Here is a 19,626-nt window from a genome sequence, read left to right as displayed (position 1 = left end):
TGTGGATTATAGCAGCGAGGTCAGAGATGCCAACCGATCAATTTCAACATGCGGCAGCAAACGCGCATCGTCGATCTTCATCAGATTGCCTTCTCGCAGATTGATCCAGCAGGCTTGCATGCCGGCACGCAGCGAACCGGCAACATCGGTGGTGAGATCGTCGCCGACGTGCAGAATGTGCTGCGGTACGATGTTCAAACGCTCAGCGGCCAGATGATACATATCCTGCCACGGCTTGGCGCGACCGTGCGGACCGGCACGCAGCGCGAACTGGAAGTGATGATGGATGCCGAGCTTTTCCGGACAGGCATTGCCGTTGGTGATCGCCACCAGCGGCACGCGCTCGCCCAGCCACGTCAGCGTTTGATGCGTCTCTTCCGGCATATCGACTTCACTACGCCACTGATGGAAGACGCTCATCACGTCGCTGGCACCGGCGGTGGCTTCCGCTTTGGATAAGCCGACATTGAGCAGTGCCAGCTCCACCGAGCGACGACGCCATTCAGACACGTCGTGATAAATTTCCGGCTCGCGCGCCAGCAACTCATTGCGCAGCGCCTGATAATCCGCCGGGGTGAATTCTCGCAGCGCCGGATGATACGCCTGCAGCGCAGCGTGCGATTCGGCAGTGGTTTTGCGGATGACGGGATGGTTGTCATACAGCGTGTCGTCGAGATCAAAGGTGATTGCTTTGATTGGGCCGAGCGGACGATAAAACTTCATTAAGACTTTCCTCGTTTGGCACGCGGATGGGCCGCATCGTAAACCGTCGCCAGATGCTGGAAATCCAGATGGGTGTAGATTTGCGTGGTCGCCAGATTGGCGTGACCGAGCAGTTCCTGTACCGCGCGCAGATCGCCGCTTGATTCCAGCAAATGCGTGGCAAAAGAGTGGCGCAGTTTATGCGGATGAATATGGCTGGCAACGCCTTGCTTGATGCCCCATTCGGCAAAACGCTTCTGCACGTTGCGCGTCGAAATCCGGCTGCCGCGGCTGGAGACAAACACCGCATCATCCTGCGGCGCAAAGCTAGCACGCAGCGGTAACCAGTGCTGAATCCAGGTAACCGCCGTGCCGCCAATCGGTACGCGGCGCTCTTTGCTGCCTTTACCCAGCACCCGCACTTCACCTGCCTCCAAATCCATGTGGCGACAATCCATATTCACCAGCTCAGACAGACGCAAACCGCCGCCGTACATGGTTTCCAGCATCGCGCGGTCGCGTACCGCCAGCGGATCGTTAAGATCGATCTCCAGCAGTTGGTTAACTTCGTCGACATCCATGTTTTTCGGCAGATGGCGCGCATTACGCGGCGTGGCGATGCCTTTGGCGGGATTGGCGCTCAGCATGCCCTGATGCACTTGCCAGTCGAGAAAACTGCGCAGCGCCGACATACGCAGCGCCAGACTGCTGGCGCCTAAACCGCCCCGCCGGCTGCGTGCCGCCAGGCTGCGCACCTGCGCCGGTTCCAGCTGCGACCAGCTCGTCAGCTTCATCTCATCGGCCATTGCCATAATCGCCTGCAATTGCCGTTGGTAATTCTTTTGCGTCAGCGGACTCAGCTGGCGTTCGACCTTGAGATAACGCAGAAAGTCATCCACGGCCGGCAGCAGCGGACTGACGTGACTCATGCGCGTTCAATCCAGCGTGACAGCAGATCCGGCAACATTTGCGCCAGATGCTGCAGCAGCAGCGTGCCCATGCCCGCCTGATAATGCTGATTATCGCGGCTGGTGAACATTAATATGCCCAGCTCGCCGCGTTCGCCCATCAGCGACATCGCTACCGAGCCAATTGCTTTGGCCTGCGGCAACAGCAGTAGCAATTCCGGACCGTTCAGGCTGCCGAGATAGTGATGTTCATTGCCGAAGCGCTGAATGCGCAGCGGTTCGAATGCCTGACGTGACAAGCCGAGCTGGGTGAAATCAGAGGGTGCGCCGATGTGCCACTTGTCATTGAACACGCGTACGTGTGCGCCGGCCAGACCCAGTTCGCGCGCCCAGCGGTGCAGACGCGTTAGCATCTCTTGCAAGCTGTCGGCGGCGGCGAGATGACCTTGTAGCGCCAGCAGGCGATCAAACAGCTGATGGTTGGCGGTAGCCTGCTCCATCAGCAGCGTGATCTCCTCTTCTAACTGCTGGATGTGGTTGCGCTGCCGCGCCATATGCCACTCCACCAGCGAAACGCTGCCGCGTACCGGATGCGGCACCATCATCTGTTCAACCTGGCGCGCATTGCGAATAAAAAAATCGGGGTTTTGACGCAGAAATGCGCTTACCGATTGATCGTCCAGCAAAACCTCGCTTTCGGTTTGCTCTTCGACATTTTTCATAGATGAATAAACCCATCGTAGACGTGTGTGGCTGGACCGGTCATAAACAGCGGTTGCCCTTCCCCTTTCCAGGCAATGTGCAGCGTTCCGCCCGGCAAATCGACGCGGACATTTTCCGCCAGAATGCCCTGCTGAACGCCGCAGGCAACCGCCGCGCAGGCGCCGCTGCCGCATGCCTGGGTTTCGCCTGCGCCACGTTCATACACGCGCAGACGGATGTGTTCACGATTGACCACTTCCATAAAGCCGACATTGACGCGCTCCGGGAATCGCTCGTGGCTTTCCAGCTCTGGGCCCAGCGTTTCCACCGGCGCGGTTTTCACGCTTTCTACCTGAATCACGCAGTGCGGATTGCCCATCGATACCGCACCAAACATCACGGTTTGCTCGGCCACCCGCTGCAAATAAAGGTTCTCTGCTTTATTCGCGCGGAGCGGCACGCTTTGCGGTTCGAAGTTGGGTTGACCCATATTGACGCGCACCAGCTCATCATTGGTGACGCTGAGCACCATGCGGCCGGTTTGCGTGCTGACACGAATGTCGCTTTTATTGGTCAAACCTTTCAGACGCACAAAGCGGGCAAAGCAGCGTGCGCCGTTGCCGCACTGCGCGACTTCACTGCCATCGGCGTTGAAAATGCGGTAATGGAAATCGAGATCCGGATCGTAAGGCGGTTCAACGATCAGTAGCTGATCAAAACCGATCCCCAGATTTCTGTCCGCCAGGCGGCGAATCAGTTCCGGCGAAAAAAAGACGTTTTGCGTCACAGCATCCACAACCATAAAGTCGTTGCCGAGACCGTGCATTTTTGAGAACTGCATTTTCTGCTCCGCCGGATTACTCATAGAGTTTAGTTGGCCTGCGAACCAGGCTTGCTGGTGACCAAACCACCGACATCAGCATCCTGAGCCGCTTTTTGCTGCTGCGCGGTGACCTGCTGTTTCGGCTTGTTTGGCTGATCTTTCGGCGGGAAATACAGCGGTCCTTTTAGGCCACAGCCTACCAGGCTGACCAGTGCCAGCGCCATACCCAGCTGACTCATCACTCGTATCATTCTGTCTGCTCTTCTGTCCTAAAGCCATGGTTGCTTATCATCGCAGTTGACGTTGTAAAAGCAACAGGAAATAGCCGCATTTCCTGCGGCAGGTCAGAGTAACAGCGCATCCCGCCGCGCGAACGCGGGCGGGATCAATGCATTTGATAGCGCGGCTGGAAGTCGCCGTTGTCGTTGTCAGGCTGGGTGGCGCAGAGCTGCGTCAGCGTTTGGCTGCGGAAAGGAATCACCTGGAAACGTTCGCCAGTGTTCACAATCTGGTAGAACTGCGGCAGGTTAAAGTTGATAAAGCTGGAACCGTAGGTAAAACGGTCATGCGACGAGGAATAGAATCGACTCACGTCGCGCACCAGCTCCTCTTTACTGCCTTCGCAATGGTGATAAACCTCAACGCGATTGGTTTCGTCGAGGATATAGATGTTGAAGCCGCGATCGTCATTAGTATCTTCAAAGAAGAACTGAATGATGCCTTCGCTGGCGTAGCCGTTCACCACCGGCGGCAACGGCGTCTGGTTCGATTCCACTTTAATCGACAAACCATGCAGCTTGTTGTTAGAAATCGCGCCATAAAATTCGACGGCGTTTTCCAGCTTCTGCACCGACACGCTCATGCGTTCGAAGAACAAGCCCCAGGTTTGGCCCGCCATGCGTAACGCTTTAAAGCGGCCCGGTTCCTGACGCGTGCTCGACAGACGCAGCTCAATGCATTCCGAAACCAGCTGCTGCACGCGAGTACGAATTAAACCGCGCAGATGCTGGCTGTAGCAGAATACTTCCACCGTATCCGGCGGCGCAGCATCCTGATGCATTTTGCCGAGAATGGTTTTCAGCGCCTCAATCATCGCCTGCTCGCCATTGAAGTGCAGCGTACGCACTTCATTCCACGAGTTGCGATAGAGCAGATCGATGCTGCCAATCAAACATTGCTGCTGCTGACCGAAGCTGAACACATCCAGCTTACGGAAATCGAAATGCACCACCTGATTGCGGAATGCGGAGGTAGGATCGTGTTCCAGGTTAACGATAATCGCTAAGTGACGAATTTCGCACGGGCTGTAGAGCGCTTTCGGCGTCGGTGCTGGCACGCGCAGCGGGAAGTGGCTCGACACATCGTTAACCAGTTCCTGCAGACGCGGCAGATCGCACAGATCGTTGCCCTTCATATGCAGACGCGTTTTACTGGTCAGCAAACCGTTAAACCACGCCCACGCCACCAGCTTGTTCAGATAGCGATTATATTCCAGCGGCTGATGGCTGATGATGGAACTCATGTCCGGCGATTGGTTATACAGATACCAACCGGCGCGATTAGCGCGGCCCGCCGGGACATGAATAAAGGTAAGATTCTCTTCCGAGAGATCGGGCGAAATCTGCGGGTTCACTAAAGTGACTTTACCCGGCAGCGCCTCGAACGCGGCATACAGTTTACGTGTCAGCACGCCGATATCCTGCGGGCTGGCGCTGACGCTTAAATTGTTGCGACGCGCAAAGCGAATCAGGTTGCGATAGCTCTGCATCATCGCATCCAGCAGCTCGTTGTGCGCTTCGCGTACCCGTTCGATTTTCCACTGCGCGCGGTTATCCAGTACCGCTAACTTCTCTTCATCCCAGCCCCACTCTTTAACCAGCTGCGATAAGATCTCGCGCCGCCAGCCGGTGCGCTGATGATGGTGATCTTCGCTCGAGAGCTTTTCACACACTTTTAAATAAAAACATCGACGCACTAAATCGAGGCGCGCCATGTCATCAACGCTGGTGAGATAGCGCGTCACGCGCTCCAGCATCATGCAGTAAGGATCGAGACCGAAGGAGACAATTTCGCCGTCGTGCAGGCGCTGCTTGATGTCCATCGATAAGAGCTGCGTGTCGGGATATTCCCAGCTGTAGGCTTCCAGCAGCAGGGTTTTCAGCACCGCTTTATACGGCGAGTCGATACTTTTATACAGCTGCCACAAGCTGGCACCGAAATACTCTTCCGCCGACAGCGTGCCAAGGCCGCCGAGATCCAGCCACTCATTCGGCGTCAGTACGCCTTGTGAATAGAGCGACATGACGTAATCGTCGTAATGGTGCTCCTCTTCGCCAGGCACCATGTTCCACAGGATGCGTTTACCCGCCATACGCACGGCGGTACGGTAGAACTCATCCAGCAGCAAAATATGTTGGGTAGAACCGCAGTCTTCACCGCCGAGGCTACCGCTTTCGTTATGGCGGAAACGGTTCTCGTCAATCAGGAAGAAGCTGACTTCCACACCCATCGACACACACCATTTCTGCAACAGCGTACACTTACGCTGCAGATTGAGGCGCTCTTCATTATCCAGCCACGATTGGTGGCATACCCAGATGTCGAGGTCGGAAATGCTGTTTTGCCCAACCGACGAGGTGCTGCCCATTGAGTAAATGCCGGTAATTGGACGTTCGCCCGCGACGGCGGCGGTGAGATCGAGTGGTTGTCCGCCCGCTAAGTTCTGCAGCAGCTGGAATTGATTTTCATCGGGCGTGTAAAGGCAGACGCCATGCGGAACGCTACCTTCGAGGTAGCCCGGCATCAGCGGATGATGGTAGTGCAATAATGTTGGCAGCAGACTGTAGACTTGCTGGAAAGCAGGCCCCATGGCAGCCAGTGCGCGATCTACACGCAGCTGGTTAATCGCATCCAGTCTCTGTTTCAGTGTCTCAATGTAGAGGTACAAGACGTTTCGCCTGATTGTCCCAGTGTTAAGCACCCTGTTTCCGCATTCTGCCGCTTAATAATAAAGATATCGGGCAAATAATTGCTGGAAACGTGATCAATCTAACACCCGGAGGATTGACCGTAAAGAAAGTTGCGCTACTTAACAGTTTAGCATGTTCCGACCGTAGCCCTGCTTTTTTCAGACTTCGACATAAAACTGCGACCCGCAAGATCCAGGCGCAGTCTGACATCGCGGCCTTTTCAATCCGTTGAAACTGACAGCATTCCCCTATCAATGATAGGATATTCGATGAACGATCAAAATGGTTAACAGCATGTTAAACAAAATTTTCAGAATTGCTACCAGACAAAGTCCCCTTGCTTTGTGGCAGGCACAATATGTCCAACAGCGTCTGATGGCGGCTCATCCGGGTCTGCAAGTTGAGTTGCTGCCGATGGTCACCAAAGGTGATGTCATCCTTGATACGCCACTGGCAAAGGTTGGCGGCAAAGGGCTGTTCGTTAAAGAGCTTGAGCTGGCAATGCTGGAAGGCCGCGCCGATCTCGCCGTGCACTCAATGAAAGATGTGCCGATCGATTTTCCAGAAGGCCTCGGTCTGGTGACCATTTGCGAGCGTGAAGATCCGCGCGATGCTTTCGTCTCCAATCGTTACAACAGTGTTGATGAGCTGCCACAAGGCGCGGTTGTTGGGACGTCCAGCCTGCGTCGCCAGTGCCAGCTTAGCGCCCGTCGTCCGGATTTAGTGATTCGCTCACTGCGCGGCAACGTCGGCACGCGTCTCGGCAAACTCGATGCCGGTGAATATGACGCCATCATTCTGGCGGCGGCCGGTTTGAAGCGTTTAGGTCTGGAAGATCGCATCCGTCAGGCAATGCCTGCCGAAATCTCTCTGCCCGCCGTGGGTCAGGGCGCCGTCGGCATTGAATGCCGCGCAGATGATGAGCAATTGATTACGCTGCTACAGGCGCTGAATCACGACGATACCGCCGTGTGCGTGCGCGCCGAACGCGCAATGAACACGCGGCTGGAAGGCGGTTGTCAGGTGCCTATCGGCAGCTTCGCGGTGCTGGAAGACGATCAGCTGTGGCTGCGCGGATTAGTTGGCTCACCGGACGGCAGTCAAATGGTGGTCGGCGAGCGTCGCGGTCCACGCGATCACGCCGAAAGAATGGGGGTTTCGCTGGCCGAAGAGCTGTTGGATGGCGGCGCGCGCGACATTCTGCGTGAAGTGTATCAAGGTCAACCGCCAGTATGACCATCCTCGTGACCCGCCCGGAACCGGCCGCCACTGAACTGGTCTCGCGTTTGCGCAGCCTGGGCAAGCTGGCATGGGGCTTCCCGCTGATTGAATTTACGCCGGGTCGCGATCTTATCCATTTGCCAAGCCAACTTGCGGCGTTACAGCCAGGCGATCTGGTGTTTTTACTGTCGCAGCAGGTCGTTACTTTCGCCGAGCCCGCTTTACAGCAAAGCGCGACAACATGGCCTGAAGCCCTCAACTATTATGCTATTGGTCGCAGCACCGCTTTAGCCCTGCATACCGTCAGTAATCTCAAAGTAGACTATCCTCATGCGCGGGAGACCAGCGAAGAGCTGGTGCGCCTGAACCGTCTGCAGCAGGTTAGTGGCAAACGCGCGCTGATTCTGCGCGGCAGTCCGGGGCGCGAGTTGCTGGCAGAAACGCTGATTGAACGCGGCGTTGAGGTGCAATACTGCGAGTGTTATCAGCGCTGTGAAAAGCACTACAAAGGCGCGACTGAAGGCCGACGCTGGCGCGATCGCGGCATTACAACGCTGGTGGTAACCAGCGGCGAAATGTTACAACAACTCTTTTCTCTGTTTCCGCCAATTGATCGTCGGGAATGGTTACTGCACTGTCGGCTTGTGGTCGTCAGTGAACGTTTGGCTACGCAAGCCGCTGAATTAGGCTGGCAGGACATTGATGTAGCCGATGGTGCCGATAACGATGCGCTGCTGCGCGCGTTACGCTGAACTTAACAATGGGATGAGCCATAATGACGGAACAAAAAGCCTCCTCCGCCATGGTTGAAGAAACCACCCCAGCGGACAATTCTCCCTCGCCAGCAACCAAACCACCTCGCGATAAAAAAGGCGATGGCAAGGTGCTGAGTGCCGTGGCGATTGTGATTGCGCTGGCGATTGGGGCGGGACTTTACCTTAATGGGAAACACCAGGCCGATTTACAGGCTCAAACTAACCAGAATCTCAGTGAGCAGCTGAGCGCCTTGCAGCAGCAACTGGGCAGCGACAAACAGCAGCTGACGCAACAGCTGGATAGCGCCAACAGCGCCTTGCAGCAGGCGCGCACGCAGCAGGATAACAGCGCAAAAGAGCTGGAAACCCTGCGCGATAAAGTCGCTACCATCTCTGGAAACGACACGCGTACCTGGCTACTGGCGCAAGCGGACTACCTCGTCAAACTGGCGGGCCGCAAACTGTGGAGCGATCAGGATGTCACCACCGCGGCAGCGTTATTGAAAAGTGCTGATTCCAGCCTGGCCGACATGAACGATCCGAGTGTGATGAACGTGCGTCGCGCCTTAACGCAGGACATCAGTTCACTCTCCGCCGTCAGCCAGGTTGATTATGACGGCACCATCCTCAAGCTTAATCAGCTGTCGAACGGCGTCGATAATCTACGCCTGGCCGACAACGACAGCGATGATTCGCCTATGGACGCTGATGGCGGTGAACTCTCAAGTTCGCTGCACGAGTGGCGTCAAAATCTGGTGAAAAGCTGGCATAACTTTATGGATGATTTCATCACCATCCGCCGCCGCGACAACACCGCACAGCCGCTGCTGGCACCGAATCAGGACGTTTACCTGCGCGAAAACATTCGTTCGCGCCTGCTGATTGCGGCTCAGGCCGTACCGCGTCATCAGGATGAGATCTACAAACAGTCTATCGATGCGGTATCAACCTGGGTTCGCGCCTGGTATGACACCAACGATGCCGCCACCAAAGCCTTCCTTGCACAGCTGGATGAATTGAGCCAGCAAAGCATTTCAATGGATGTGCCGGATACGCTGGAAAGCCAGCCGCTGCTGGAAAAACTGATGCAAACCCGCGTACGTAATTTGCTGGCTCAGCCATCGGTTGCTGCTGATCAACAAGGAGGCTAACCATGCTGAAAGTATTGGTGCTTTTCCTGCTGCTGATTGCGGGCATTGTGGTTGGACCGATGGTAGCCGGCCATCAGGGCTACGTGCTGATCCAAACCGACAACTGGAACATTGAAACCAGCGTAACCGGCCTGGCGATCATCTTGATCCTCAGCCTGCTGGTGATTTTGTTGGTGGAATGGATTCTGCGTCGCCTATTCCGTACCGGCGCACGCACACGCGGCTGGTTCACCGGCCGCAAGCGCCGTAGCGCGCAGCGTCACACGCAAAGCGCGCTGATGAAACTGGCGGAAGGTGACTTTAAACAGGCCGAAAAACTGCTGTCGAAAAATGCCGACCACGCCGATCAGCCAGTGGCAAACTACTTGCTGGCTGCCGAAGCGGCACAGCAACGCGGTGACGAAATCCGTGCTAATCAGCATCTGGAGCGCGCTTCTGAGCTGTCGGTGAATGACACGATTCCGGTTGAAATCACACGCGTACGTCTGCAACTGGCGCGCAACGAAGATCATGCGGCACGCCATGGCGTTGATCGCCTGCTGGAAGTCGCGCCGCGCCATCCGGAAGTGTTGCGTCTGGCAGAACAAGCCTATATTCGTACCGGCGCATGGGGCGCATTGCTCGACATTCTGCCTGCGATGCAGAAAGTGCAGATCAATGATGAAGCACAGCGCGATGCCTTGCAGCAGCAAGCCTGGCTGGGCCTGATGAACCAGGCGATGGCCGATCAAGGCAGCGACGGTTTGAAGAAATGGTGGCAAAACCAGAGCCGCAAAACGCGTCAGGAAACCGCCTTGCAGGTGGCTATGGCAGAACATTTGATTGAGTGTGACGATCCGGATACCGCACAGAGCATCGTGCTGGAAGGTCTGAAACGTCAATATGACGATCGTCTGGTATTACTTATGCCGCGTATTAAAAGTGGCGATCCGCAATCTCTGGAAAAAGCGCTGCGTCAGCAGATTAAACAGCATGGCGCCACGCCGCTGCTCCATAGCACGCTGGGTCAGCTGCTGATGCGTCATGGGGAATGGCAGCAGGCAGCAGAAGCGTTCCAGCAAGCGCTGGCGCAGCGTCCGGATGCGTTTGATTATGCCTGGCTGGCCGATGTTTACGACCGCCTGCATCGTCCGGAAGACGCTGCCAAAATGCGTCGTGAAGGCCTGCTACTTACGCTGAAGACCAATCCCAGCGCCTGATTTTACGATTGTTACTTTTGTGCACGCCGGGCTTGTCCCGGCTTTTTTTGCCTGCAATTTATCGCTAATCAATATCCTGATCTGTTTCGATCATTACCGTGTGGGTCTGATGAAATTTTACACAGCAACATTGATTTGTTATGATTGGGTCATAAGTATATGGATGATGAAGACTACGGATTAAATACGCTGATCGACATGGATGGATATCGATTTACTTATGAGAGCGGATATTGGTGGAAAATTGAGGTTCGTAAAGAAGCACCGTCGAAGTTCAGGCCGCATGGCATAAGGTACAATCTTACCTTCCATAACAATTACAACACCCGCATCTTCGGCATAGATAACGCTCATGCCATTAAGCCGCCGAAGAGAGGTTTTTCAGGTAAATGGACGGTTTATGACCATCTGCATAAAACCTCTGTTGATTCTGGGCAGCCCTATTTCTTTGTTTCGGCCAGCCAACTGCTCGAAGACTTTCTGGAAAATGTAGACAAAATCATTGGTGAAAAAGAGGGTAAATCATGAAAGCGCTCATCGGCATTATTTCTCCAGAGAATATGCGTAATCGAATAATGAGCATTGCGAGTGGGCAGTACAAACCTGAGGCTGATGAACCCAAAGTTTGGTTTGCGTCCGTTAACGCGATTGCGCAGGTGCTTAGCAATGAGAACATCCTACTTCTCAAGCTTATGCACGAGCGCAAACCTCAGACCGTTACAGAGCTGGCGGAGCTTTCGGGACGTCGAGTCAGTAATCTGTCTGCGACGCTGAAAACGTTGGAAGGTCACGGCTTTGTGAGCCTGAAAAAGATAGGCAAAAAAAAAATTCCTACCGCACTTTTCACTGAGTTCGATATACGCGTGACCAGTGAACTCATCGCAAAACCCGAAGCGGCTTAACTGAACCTTGCGTTCCGAAGCCGAATCTACCCTTCGCCATATTACAGACAAAAAAACACCTGCCATAAGCAGGTGTAAGATCAGGTCGTTAAGACAACTGATGGCATCCGACTCAACGTAATGTCCTTCTTACTGCAGTAAAGCGTGCGCAAATACTGCCAGGCTGGACAACGGATGCCGTAAGGGGCTCTGCATCATTCCCAGGTTTATGTAGCATCAGCAAACATAAGAGGTGGAATGAGCATCTACAGGTAGATTATTGCACAAGACGTGCCAAAGTTGCAGCACGTGCAATAAGCTAATTAATATCAACAGGATATAGTCCCTGCCACAATCCCGGTGTTAGCCACTGTCGGTAAAACGCGACGATCACTCAATAAGCTGTCTCCGCAGAACGACAAGCTATGCAAGGAATTGTCATGTCCATATATATCAATGATTTATATGTATCTAAATAGCGACAATGTGCGGAATTACGCTCAAAGGAAATGATGGGAAGAGTTGAGAATATGAATGGCGGATACAAACGAAAAAAGCCTGCTTTTTCAAGCAGGCTTTTCGAATATGGTCGGCGAGAGAGGATTCGAACCTCCGACCCACTGGTCCCAAACCAGTTGCGCTACCAAGCTGCGCTACTCGCCGATTTTTTACTTCTTTAACGCTACAGCGTAATTTTGCCTGGTGCGAAGGGAGGGACTTGAACCCTCACGTCCGTAAGAACACTAACACCTGAAGCTAGCGCGTCTACCAATTCCGCCACCATCGCGTGACCGAGCAAAATCTGGGGTGGCTAATGGGACTCGAACCCACGACAACTGGAATCACAATCCAGGGCTCTACCAACTGAGCTATAGCCACCATAATTCTGGTGCGTAAGCGTGTTTCGCTTACTAATTCACTGCATAACGCGGTCTAACCAACCACCGAAGCTCTTGCGCACAAACTAAATGGCGCGCCCGACAGGATTCGAACCTGAGACCTCTGCCTCCGGAGGGCAGCGCTCTATCCAGCTGAGCTACGGGCGCGTAGCGCCGTTGCGGATGGGCATACTACGGGCTTGACCTCATACTGTCCAGCCCTTTTTTAGAAAAAAAACGCGTTTGATTACGCTTTGTGCATTCCATCGATAATTACAGCAGTTTGAGGCGCTTACCCTCTCATTTTCGCTGGAAAAACCAGCAATTTCAGAGGTCGCCCCGCCAGTGGTAGCGTAAGTATTTCAGCAGCTTTAATTGGCGACGCAGACGCGAAGGCTGACGAATAAGGCGATAAAGCCATTCCAGTCCGGACTTTTGCCACCAAACGGGCGCGCGCTTAACGTGCCCAGTAAACACATCGTAAGTGCCACCAACGCCCATATAGAGCGCATGCGGCCAATGGGCGCGGCAATCACGCATCAACAGCTCCTGGCGCGGCGAACCTTGCGCCACCGTGACAATCTGCGCACCACTCGCGGCGATGCGGGCAAACAGCGCGTCGCGCGCTTCAGGCGCAAAGTAACCATCCTGACTGCCAACGATATTCACATTCCACTCTCGGCGCAGCTTGTCGCAGGTTTCCTGCAGCACCGCCTGACGTCCACCAATCAGAAACACCGGAATGCCGCTACGCCCTGCACTCTCCATCAACGCTTCCCATAAATCCGCGCCTGCAATGCGGTTCACCTGCAGCTGAGGATACTTCTTACGTAGCGAACGGACGATACTGATGCCATCCGGATATTTGAACTCAGCCTCAGCGATCAGTGCGCGTAGCTGCGCATCTTCTTCCAGCGTGAGCATTTTCTCGGCATTCATCGCCACCAGCGTGCCGCAACGCGGTTTACCCTCGGGCAGCAGAAAGCGCAGAAAGCTCGCCATATCGTTGAAGGCGTGAAGATCGACTCCGCGCAGGCTATAGCGCGGCTTATCGGTTTCCATGGTATGAATTTCCCGTTGTGCCCAAAGGTTAAGAAGGGCTGTGTAAAACCGGCTCGCTGCGCGGACGAATCAACCCCGCGCGCGCCAACAGCCAGTAAAGCAATTTAGCCGCCCACATACAGGCCGCAAAAATCAGACAAAAGAACACCACGCGCGAGCCGAAAGCATCCAGCCCTTCACGCGCCAGCACGATCATATTAAACACCGCGCCGAAGCAGAAACTCTGCAAAATCGCCCCGCTGTAACGATTGCTGGTATCGCGGCCATAAAGATAAAGGTTATCGAAGCCTTTCATCAGCAGTCCGACAGCCACCGCACCGATTGGGATAAACCACACGCCGCCCATCACCACCAGCGAACCCAACAGCGTGGGCGAGATCGCCAAGCCGGAATGGTTATTCAGCACTTCCCAGGTAAAGTAGTTAGCGCTGTTGAGAATGGCTGTTGGACGTCCCGGCCACATCCAGCTGGGAATGAACACGTAGAAATCGCGCCAAATCGGTGCCAGCCCCTGAAAATCGATCTTGTCGTAGTTTTGCAGTAACAGCGCCAGATTTTCCCACGGCGAGAAGGTGTCGCGTGTTAGATAAAGGAAGGTGTAAAACGCTTCATCGCCCACCACGTCGAGGTTATAGCGACGCAACGCCAGCCAGAACATACCGCCAATCGCCATCACACCGGCGCCAACCAGCATCCACAGCGTGATCCAGCCGCGCGTAATGCCAATAAACAAGAACAGCGCGAACGCGATAATGATATTGGCGCGCGTGCCGCCCACCAGCGCGTAGGTCAGCAAGCCAAATGCCACCGACACCAGCAAAAACCACAGCCACTGACGCTGGGTTGGCTTGAGGAAGTAGCGAATCAGCATCGCCGGAATAAAGAAGTAGAAGAAGCGTTTAAGCGCCACGCCGGACACTTCGCTGGAGAAGATCTGGTTGTAAGCCGAAAGCCGGAACAGCAGCAGGCCGTTGTGCATAAAGAACACCGTCACGGTGCCAATTGCCACCAGCGCCAGCAGCAGACAGGTCAGATGGGTTTCAACCCGGTTCATCTGCAGCCAGGGTTTGCGCGCAGGCGCATTGGCCGGCCGCAGCCGCACCTTGTAGCTAACGTAATAGATGGCATAAAAGCTGGTAGCGGCCAGCAGCGCCTGCAGCAGATATTCCGGCGGCACCACCGCCACGTTAAAGCGGAATACCAGCACGCTGGTCAGCGGGAAGCCGAAATAGAAGGTCAACAAAAACAGAATGGTGAAGAACAGGTGGAAGTTGAAGCGCACCCGTTTAAATTCCCGCCAGGTTAGGGTCAGAATGAAACCCAGCGAACACAGATAAACCACCAGCAGACCACTAAACTGCATCAGGCTCATGTTCTCTCCCTTTCACTCAGGGTTAGCGCGTCGCGCCAGCCTGCCAGATAGCCGGGGGCAAAAAAGGCGATCGAAGAGTGATCGCACTGCGCTAATTGCCGTTGCGCTTCGGCCACGCTGGTGCTATCCAGCGCATCTTCGCTAAACAGCACCGGCAAACCTTGCTCGCTAAGATCGCGCCAGAACGGATTTTTGCGGTTCAGCACAAACGGAATATTGGCCTGAATCAGCAAGCAAAGCGTACCAATGCCTTGCTGGCGCTCGAACATAAAATAGCCGAGCTGGCAGCGGCTAAGCAATGTCAGATAGGCATCAAAGTCGATCTTGTCGCGCAGCAGCGTCACTTGCCCCGCCGGGAACAGGCGCTGTGCGGCGGCGGCAATCTCATCGATATAAGCGTGATTATTCTGCGGATAACCGAGCGGCACGACGATTTTCACCTGTTCACCAAACTGGGCTCGAATCGCCTCTAAACCGGCAATGTGACGATTACTGCGATCGCCGGAGTTACCGAGCAGAATAGTGAAATCGGGGCTTTCCATTGGCGCAGGCAGCGCCACATCCGGCATGCGCGTCGGGAAATAGAGCAGCGAGGCGGGAACGCGCGGATGACGCTGCTGGAAATGGTGCAAATCACCGCGCGTCGCAAACACGCGCGCCACGCGCCCTTGCGCCATTCTGCGCAGCAGATAAAACAGCTGATACTTAAGGCCGCGCCCTTCTTCGTAGAGATCCGCGCCCCATACGTGCCAGAACGCCTGCTGACGACGCAGTTTGCCGCTCAGCAAGGCCAACCAAATGCTGGGATTAAACTGGCCGTGAAAGAAGAAGCGCTGCGAACGATCGGCAGCACGCGTCACCACCGCTTGCGCCAGCGCACGCTTGCTGGCAAAGGTTTCAATCTGCAATGAAGCATACGCTTGCAGCGTTTCGGGCGCGCTGGATACCACCATAAACTGACGCGGCGTAGCGCCAGGCAGCTCGGCGCTCATCACGTCATTAAAGAAGCGCAGCACCGTATGATTGTGATGCGGGATATCCGATCCCAATACGTGAAAAGTCGTCATTTTTTCCGGCAATAAATCATGAAGGCGCCACAACACAGGGCGAAATAGAGAACGTAGGTTGCCATGTAAGCCTGCGCGGCTCCGGCGGTCCCGTGCAGCGGAATCAGCCAATGGGAAAAACCGGTCAGCAGCGCAAACTGGCTGATTTCCGTCAGAATATAGAAGCGCAGTGACGCTTTGGCGATCACCAGATATCCGAAAACATAGGCGCCGACTTTAAACACATCACCGCACAACTGCCAGATGAAAAGGTCACGCATCGCGCTGAACTGCGGCGAAAACAGCAGCCAGATAGCGACATCGCGCAGCAGCCATACGCAGAAACTGGCCGCTGCGACGGCAGGTAACACAAAGCGCAGCGCACGCCCAATCTCACGGGCGATTTGCGGTTTCTGCTCCAGCCGCGCCAGCGTGGGCAGCAGCCAGACGCTAAAGGTGGCGGTGATAAATTGCAGGTAGGCATCGGAAATACTGGTCACGCCCTGCCATAAACCGACCTGCGCCCAACCTTGCTGCTCGGCCAGCAGATTTCGCATCATCACCCACGCCACCGGCAAGGTGAATGAGGTGATCAGCGCCATCAGCGTAAACTTCGCCAGATTGCGCGCCAGGTCAGGATGCCAGCCTGGCATCAGCCAGCTCAGCGGCAGCCGATCGCGATGGCGACGTAGCATCAGCAACGCCGGAAACACCAGCAGCGCCGGCACCAGCGCCAACCCCACTAACGCACCAGCATAGCCGCCCAGCCACCAGCACAGCACATAACCCAGCACGCCGACGATACTTCCGGCAATCAGCGCCAGCGCATTGCCGCGCGCATCGCGAAAGCCCTTCAGCAACGCCAGCGTCAGATTGGCCCAGGCAATACCGAGCTGCAGAAAGGCGACAATGCGCACCACGTTGGCATATTCAGCATGACCAAAAAGCGCCGTGCTGATGGGCGTTGCCGCCAGCAAAAACACCAGCGCCAGCAGCGTTGAAAAACCGAGCACAATCGCCGAAGCCGTGCCGGTCACCGCGCGCAGTTGTTGTGGCTGTTGCTGATGTTGCGCGACTAACGTAGTGACGCCGTTGAAGATGCCCGCGCCCGCCAATACGCCGAGTACAGTAATCAACTGGCGGAAGTTACCGGCTTGCCCGATCCCTTCGGGTCCGAAGCTTATCGCTAACAGTTTCACCACCAGCAGGCCAGCAACGATTTTTACCAGCGTGGAAGAAGCGGTCCAGACTGATGCTTTTGCTAATGACATCAGGCAAAGAAACTCAGCAGCGAACTGATCACCGTACGCTGGTTGTTATCCGATAAGTTGTAGAACAGTGGCAGGCGCAGCAGGCGCTCGCTTTCACGCGTGGTAAAGGCATCATCACCGTGGAAGCGGCCAAAACGTTCACCCGCTGGCGACGAGTGCAGCGGGATGTAATGGAACACCGTGAGGATTTCCGCCTCTTTCATCCAGTTGATCAGCGCCTGACGATCGTCGCTGTCGCGCAGCTTGATGTAGAACATATGTGCATTGTGGCGGCAATTTTTTGGCACTACCGGCAGCTCAATACGGCCGGCAGCAGCCAGCGGCTGCAGCGCATCGTAGTAGCGTTGCCACAAACGCAAACGCTGCTGATTAATTTGCTCCGCCGCTTCCAGCTGCGCCCACAAATAGGCCGCCTGCAAATCCGCCATCAAATAGCTGGAGCCAATATCGCGCCAGGTATATTTATCTACCTGACCACGGAAAAACTGGCTGCGGTTGGTGCCTTTTTCACGAATGATCTCGGCACGATCCACCAGCTTCGCGTCATTGATCAGCGTTGCGCCGCCTTCACCGCCGGCGGTGTAATTTTTAGTTTCGTGAAAGCTAAAGCAGCTAATGTGACCAATGGTGCCGAGCGCGCGTCCTTTGTACTGCGACATCACGCCTTGCGCGGCATCCTCGATAACATAGAGTTTATGCTTCGCCGCCAGCGCCATGATGCTGTCCATCTCGCAGGCCACGCCCGCGTAATGCACTGGCACGATGGCGCGGGTTTTCGGCGTGATCGCCGCTTCAATCAGCGTTTCATCGATATTTAGCGTATCGGGGCGCACATCGACAAACACAATGGTCGCGCCGCGCAGCACAAAGGCGTTGGCGGTGGAGACGAAGGTGTAGCTCGGCATGATCACTTCATCGCCAGGCTGCAGATCAATCAGCAGCGCCGCCATCTCCAGCGACGCGGTGCAGGATGGCGTCAGCAGCACTTTTTTGCTGCCGAAATGCTGTTCCATCCACTGCTGGCAGCGGCGAGTGAAGCCGCCATCGCCGCACAGCTTGCCGCTGGCCATCGCCGACTGCATATATTCAACTTCGCTGCCGACAATCGGCGGCGCATTAAATGGGATCATGAGGCTTTCCTGTAGAACCAGTAAGCGGTGCTTTCCAGCCGCGCACCGCTGCGTAAATAGAGGCGCATCGCCGTGAGATTGCTGAGCTGGGTCGCCACGCGCAGATGCGTTAGCTGACGCACGCGGCCCCAGTCGGCGGCAGCAAGCAGCAGGCGCTGGCCGACGCCGCAACCTTGTGCGGCGGGCAATACCGCCAGCAGACCGATGCGCATGTCGCCGTCCACTTCGCGCATCGAGACGAAACCTTGCAGCGCGCCCTGCTCATCGCAGGCCACCAGACATTGATTATCAAAGGTGCCGCGCACCGCATTTTCAATCCACTGCGCGTAGAAACGTCCGCTGTCCGCCGCAGCAAACCACGGCGCGCGGAAGCGACTTTGGCTAAACGCCTGCGCACCCGCTTCACGCAGTGCCGGGATTTGTGCTTCCCGCGCAATGCGCACGCCAACTTGCCGCTCGGTATGTTTGATGCTGAGGGAAAGGTCAGCTTCGCCTTCCACTAACTGAAAACCATGCTGGCTCAGCGCATCGATGGCATCAACGCGTTCAGCGGGCACCTTCACTTGCCACAGCGCATACGGCTGCTGAAGGGCCTCGGCCAGCGTCAAATCGCCATCCAGCGATAAGCGCGCGCTGTTCTGACCGAAGAACTCATTTTCCCACGTAAGGGAATCAATATTGACGCGGACGGGCATTGTGAACATCCAGCAGATACTGGCCGTAGCCGGTTTTGGTTAGCGCCTGAGCCGCGGCTAAAAGCTGGGCATCGCTCAGCCAGCCGTTACGCCATGCAATCTCTTCCAGGCAGGCAATTTTAAAGCCCTGCCGTTTTTCCACCGTCTGCACAAACATACTCGCCTCAATCAGGCTGTCGTGCGTGCCGGTATCCAGCCAGGCAAATCCGCGCCCCAGCAACTCCACCGCCAGCTCGCCCTGATCGAGATACATTTGGTTGATGGCGGTGATTTCCAGCTCACCGCGCTCGGAAGGTTTCACCTGTTTGGCGAACTCCACCACGCGGTTGTCGTAAAAATAGAGTCCGGTGACCGCCCAGCGCGATTTCGGCTGCTGCGGTTTTTCCTCAATGGAGAGCGCGTTAAAGTCGTCATCAAACTCCACCACGCCAAAACGCTCCGGATCCATCACCTGATAAGCAAAGACGGTCGCGCCGCTGCTGCGCGCGGCCACTTTCTTCAGCTTGGGGCTGAAACCCTGGCCGAAATAGAGATTGTCGCCCAGCACCAGACAACAGTGATCGTCACCAATAAAACTTTCGCCAATGATAAATGCCTGCGCCAGCCCATCAGGGCGGGGTTGTTCGGCATAGGTTAGCTGAATCCCAAATTCACTGCCGTCGCCCAGTAAGCGTTCAAAATGGGCGCGATCTTCTGGCGTGGTGATGATCAAAATTTCGCGAATCCCTGCCAGCATCAGTACCGACAGCGGATAGTAAATCATGGGTTTGTCATATACCGGCAACAGCTGTTTCGAGATGGCGCGGGTAATCGGATGCAAACGCGTGCCCGAACCTCCGGCTAAAATAATGCCTTTCATCG

Annotated in this window: 19 protein-coding genes and 4 tRNA genes; 6 read left to right on the top strand and 17 right to left on the bottom strand. The window is 55.5% G+C overall.

The window, feature by feature from the left end; translation table 11 throughout:
- Positions 1 to 6: 6 nt before the first annotated feature.
- The 6 genes from yigB to IB226_RS20815 form a co-directional block, all read right to left on the bottom strand.
- Positions 7 to 723: a 5-amino-6-(5-phospho-D-ribitylamino)uracil phosphatase YigB gene (gene yigB / locus IB226_RS20840; protein ID WP_192236891.1), complete on the bottom strand. Its 717-nt coding sequence runs from the start codon at positions 721 to 723 to the stop codon at positions 7 to 9.
- Entirely contained in the window at positions 723 to 1,631 is a 909-nt protein-coding gene (xerC, locus tag IB226_RS20835; RefSeq protein WP_192236890.1) for a tyrosine recombinase XerC, read from the bottom strand. The genes yigB and xerC overlap by 1 nt, the downstream gene beginning before the upstream one ends.
- Entirely contained in the window at positions 1,628 to 2,332 is a 705-nt protein-coding gene (locus IB226_RS20830) for a DUF484 domain-containing protein (RefSeq protein ID WP_101763756.1), read from the bottom strand. The genes xerC and IB226_RS20830 overlap by 4 nt, the downstream gene beginning before the upstream one ends.
- On the bottom strand, positions 2,329 to 3,153 hold the full coding sequence (gene dapF / locus IB226_RS20825; RefSeq protein ID WP_110867946.1) for a diaminopimelate epimerase: 825 nt from the start codon (positions 3,151 to 3,153) through the stop codon (positions 2,329 to 2,331). The genes IB226_RS20830 and dapF overlap by 4 nt, the downstream gene beginning before the upstream one ends.
- A gap of 29 nt (positions 3,154 to 3,182) precedes the next feature.
- On the bottom strand, positions 3,183 to 3,386 hold the full coding sequence (locus tag IB226_RS20820) for a lipoprotein (RefSeq protein WP_101763757.1): 204 nt from the start codon (positions 3,384 to 3,386) through the stop codon (positions 3,183 to 3,185).
- A 134-nt stretch (positions 3,387 to 3,520) separates the two neighbouring features.
- A complete protein-coding gene (locus IB226_RS20815; protein WP_101763758.1) occupies positions 3,521 to 6,082 on the bottom strand; it encodes a class I adenylate cyclase in 2,562 nt (853 codons plus the stop codon).
- Between the two features lie 316 nt (positions 6,083 to 6,398).
- Here IB226_RS20815 and hemC point away from each other — a divergent pair, with 316 nt between their 5' ends.
- The 6 genes from hemC to IB226_RS20785 all read left to right on the top strand — a co-directional run bounded on the left by hemC (position 6,399) and on the right by IB226_RS20785 (position 11,332).
- On the top strand, positions 6,399 to 7,340 hold the full coding sequence (gene hemC, locus IB226_RS20810; RefSeq protein ID WP_192236889.1) for a hydroxymethylbilane synthase: 942 nt from the start codon (positions 6,399 to 6,401) through the stop codon (positions 7,338 to 7,340).
- Complete coding sequence (gene hemD / locus IB226_RS20805; protein ID WP_192236888.1) at positions 7,337 to 8,077, top strand: uroporphyrinogen-III synthase; 741 nt, start codon at positions 7,337 to 7,339, stop codon at positions 8,075 to 8,077. Before hemC ends, hemD begins: the two co-directional genes overlap by 4 nt.
- Positions 8,078 to 8,100: 23 nt before the next feature.
- Positions 8,101 to 9,231, top strand: coding sequence for a uroporphyrinogen-III C-methyltransferase (gene hemX / locus IB226_RS20800; RefSeq protein ID WP_101763760.1), 1,131 nt, complete (start codon positions 8,101 to 8,103; stop codon positions 9,229 to 9,231).
- 2 nt (positions 9,232 to 9,233) lie between these two features.
- Positions 9,234 to 10,430, top strand: a complete 1,197-nt coding sequence (gene hemY / locus IB226_RS20795) for a protoheme IX biogenesis protein HemY (protein ID WP_192236887.1) — start codon at positions 9,234 to 9,236, stop codon at positions 10,428 to 10,430.
- A gap of 159 nt (positions 10,431 to 10,589) precedes the next feature.
- Positions 10,590 to 10,958 carry a DUF6516 family protein gene (locus tag IB226_RS20790; RefSeq protein WP_101763762.1) on the top strand — a complete coding sequence of 123 codons (369 nt, stop codon included), beginning with the start codon at positions 10,590 to 10,592 and terminating at the stop codon, positions 10,956 to 10,958.
- A complete protein-coding gene (locus IB226_RS20785; RefSeq protein ID WP_101763763.1) occupies positions 10,955 to 11,332 on the top strand; it encodes a MarR family transcriptional regulator in 378 nt (125 codons plus the stop codon). The genes IB226_RS20790 and IB226_RS20785 overlap by 4 nt, the downstream gene beginning before the upstream one ends.
- Before the next feature lie 565 nt (positions 11,333 to 11,897).
- On the opposite strand, the gene IB226_RS20780 is transcribed toward IB226_RS20785, so the two are convergent.
- The 11 genes from IB226_RS20780 to rfbA form a co-directional block, all read right to left on the bottom strand.
- Positions 11,898 to 11,974 (bottom strand) — tRNA-Pro (locus IB226_RS20780).
- 37 nt (positions 11,975 to 12,011) lie between these two features.
- A tRNA-Leu gene (locus IB226_RS20775) sits at positions 12,012 to 12,098 on the bottom strand.
- A 16-nt stretch (positions 12,099 to 12,114) separates the two neighbouring features.
- Positions 12,115 to 12,190: transfer RNA gene (locus IB226_RS20770), tRNA-His, on the bottom strand.
- Between the two features lie 90 nt (positions 12,191 to 12,280).
- Positions 12,281 to 12,357: transfer RNA gene (locus IB226_RS20765), tRNA-Arg, on the bottom strand.
- Positions 12,358 to 12,516: 159 nt separating this feature from the next.
- Entirely contained in the window at positions 12,517 to 13,251 is a 735-nt protein-coding gene (gene wecG / locus IB226_RS20760; RefSeq protein ID WP_192236886.1) for a lipopolysaccharide N-acetylmannosaminouronosyltransferase, read from the bottom strand.
- A 28-nt stretch (positions 13,252 to 13,279) separates the two neighbouring features.
- Positions 13,280 to 14,623 (bottom strand): ECA oligosaccharide polymerase, encoded by a 1,344-nt coding sequence (gene wzyE / locus IB226_RS20755; protein WP_192236885.1) that lies wholly within the window; start codon positions 14,621 to 14,623, stop codon positions 13,280 to 13,282.
- The gene (locus IB226_RS20750) at positions 14,620 to 15,690 is read right to left on the bottom strand and encodes a TDP-N-acetylfucosamine:lipid II N-acetylfucosaminyltransferase (RefSeq protein ID WP_192236884.1); all 1,071 of its coding nucleotides are present in this window, start codon (positions 15,688 to 15,690) and stop codon (positions 14,620 to 14,622) included. The genes wzyE and IB226_RS20750 overlap by 4 nt, the downstream gene beginning before the upstream one ends.
- Entirely contained in the window at positions 15,687 to 16,940 is a 1,254-nt protein-coding gene (wzxE, locus tag IB226_RS20745) for a lipid III flippase WzxE (protein ID WP_192236883.1), read from the bottom strand. The genes IB226_RS20750 and wzxE overlap by 4 nt, the downstream gene beginning before the upstream one ends.
- Entirely contained in the window at positions 16,940 to 18,070 is a 1,131-nt protein-coding gene (gene rffA / locus IB226_RS20740) for a dTDP-4-amino-4,6-dideoxygalactose transaminase (RefSeq protein WP_192236882.1), read from the bottom strand. The genes wzxE and rffA overlap by 1 nt, the downstream gene beginning before the upstream one ends.
- A complete protein-coding gene (gene rffC / locus IB226_RS20735) occupies positions 18,067 to 18,765 on the bottom strand; it encodes a dTDP-4-amino-4,6-dideoxy-D-galactose acyltransferase (protein ID WP_192236881.1) in 699 nt (232 codons plus the stop codon). The genes rffA and rffC overlap by 4 nt, the downstream gene beginning before the upstream one ends.
- Positions 18,743 to 19,624, bottom strand: a complete 882-nt coding sequence (gene rfbA / locus IB226_RS20730) for a glucose-1-phosphate thymidylyltransferase RfbA (RefSeq protein WP_101763770.1) — start codon at positions 19,622 to 19,624, stop codon at positions 18,743 to 18,745. The genes rffC and rfbA overlap by 23 nt, the downstream gene beginning before the upstream one ends.
- Positions 19,625 to 19,626 lie beyond the last annotated feature (2 nt).

This window comes from Pantoea sp. PNT03 (assembly GCF_014852515.1).
Lineage (GTDB): Bacteria > Pseudomonadota > Gammaproteobacteria > Enterobacterales > Enterobacteriaceae > Pantoea > Pantoea leporis.
The sequence above is the reverse complement of the archived record's forward strand: the minus strand, read 5'-3'. Positions and strand labels throughout refer to the sequence as shown.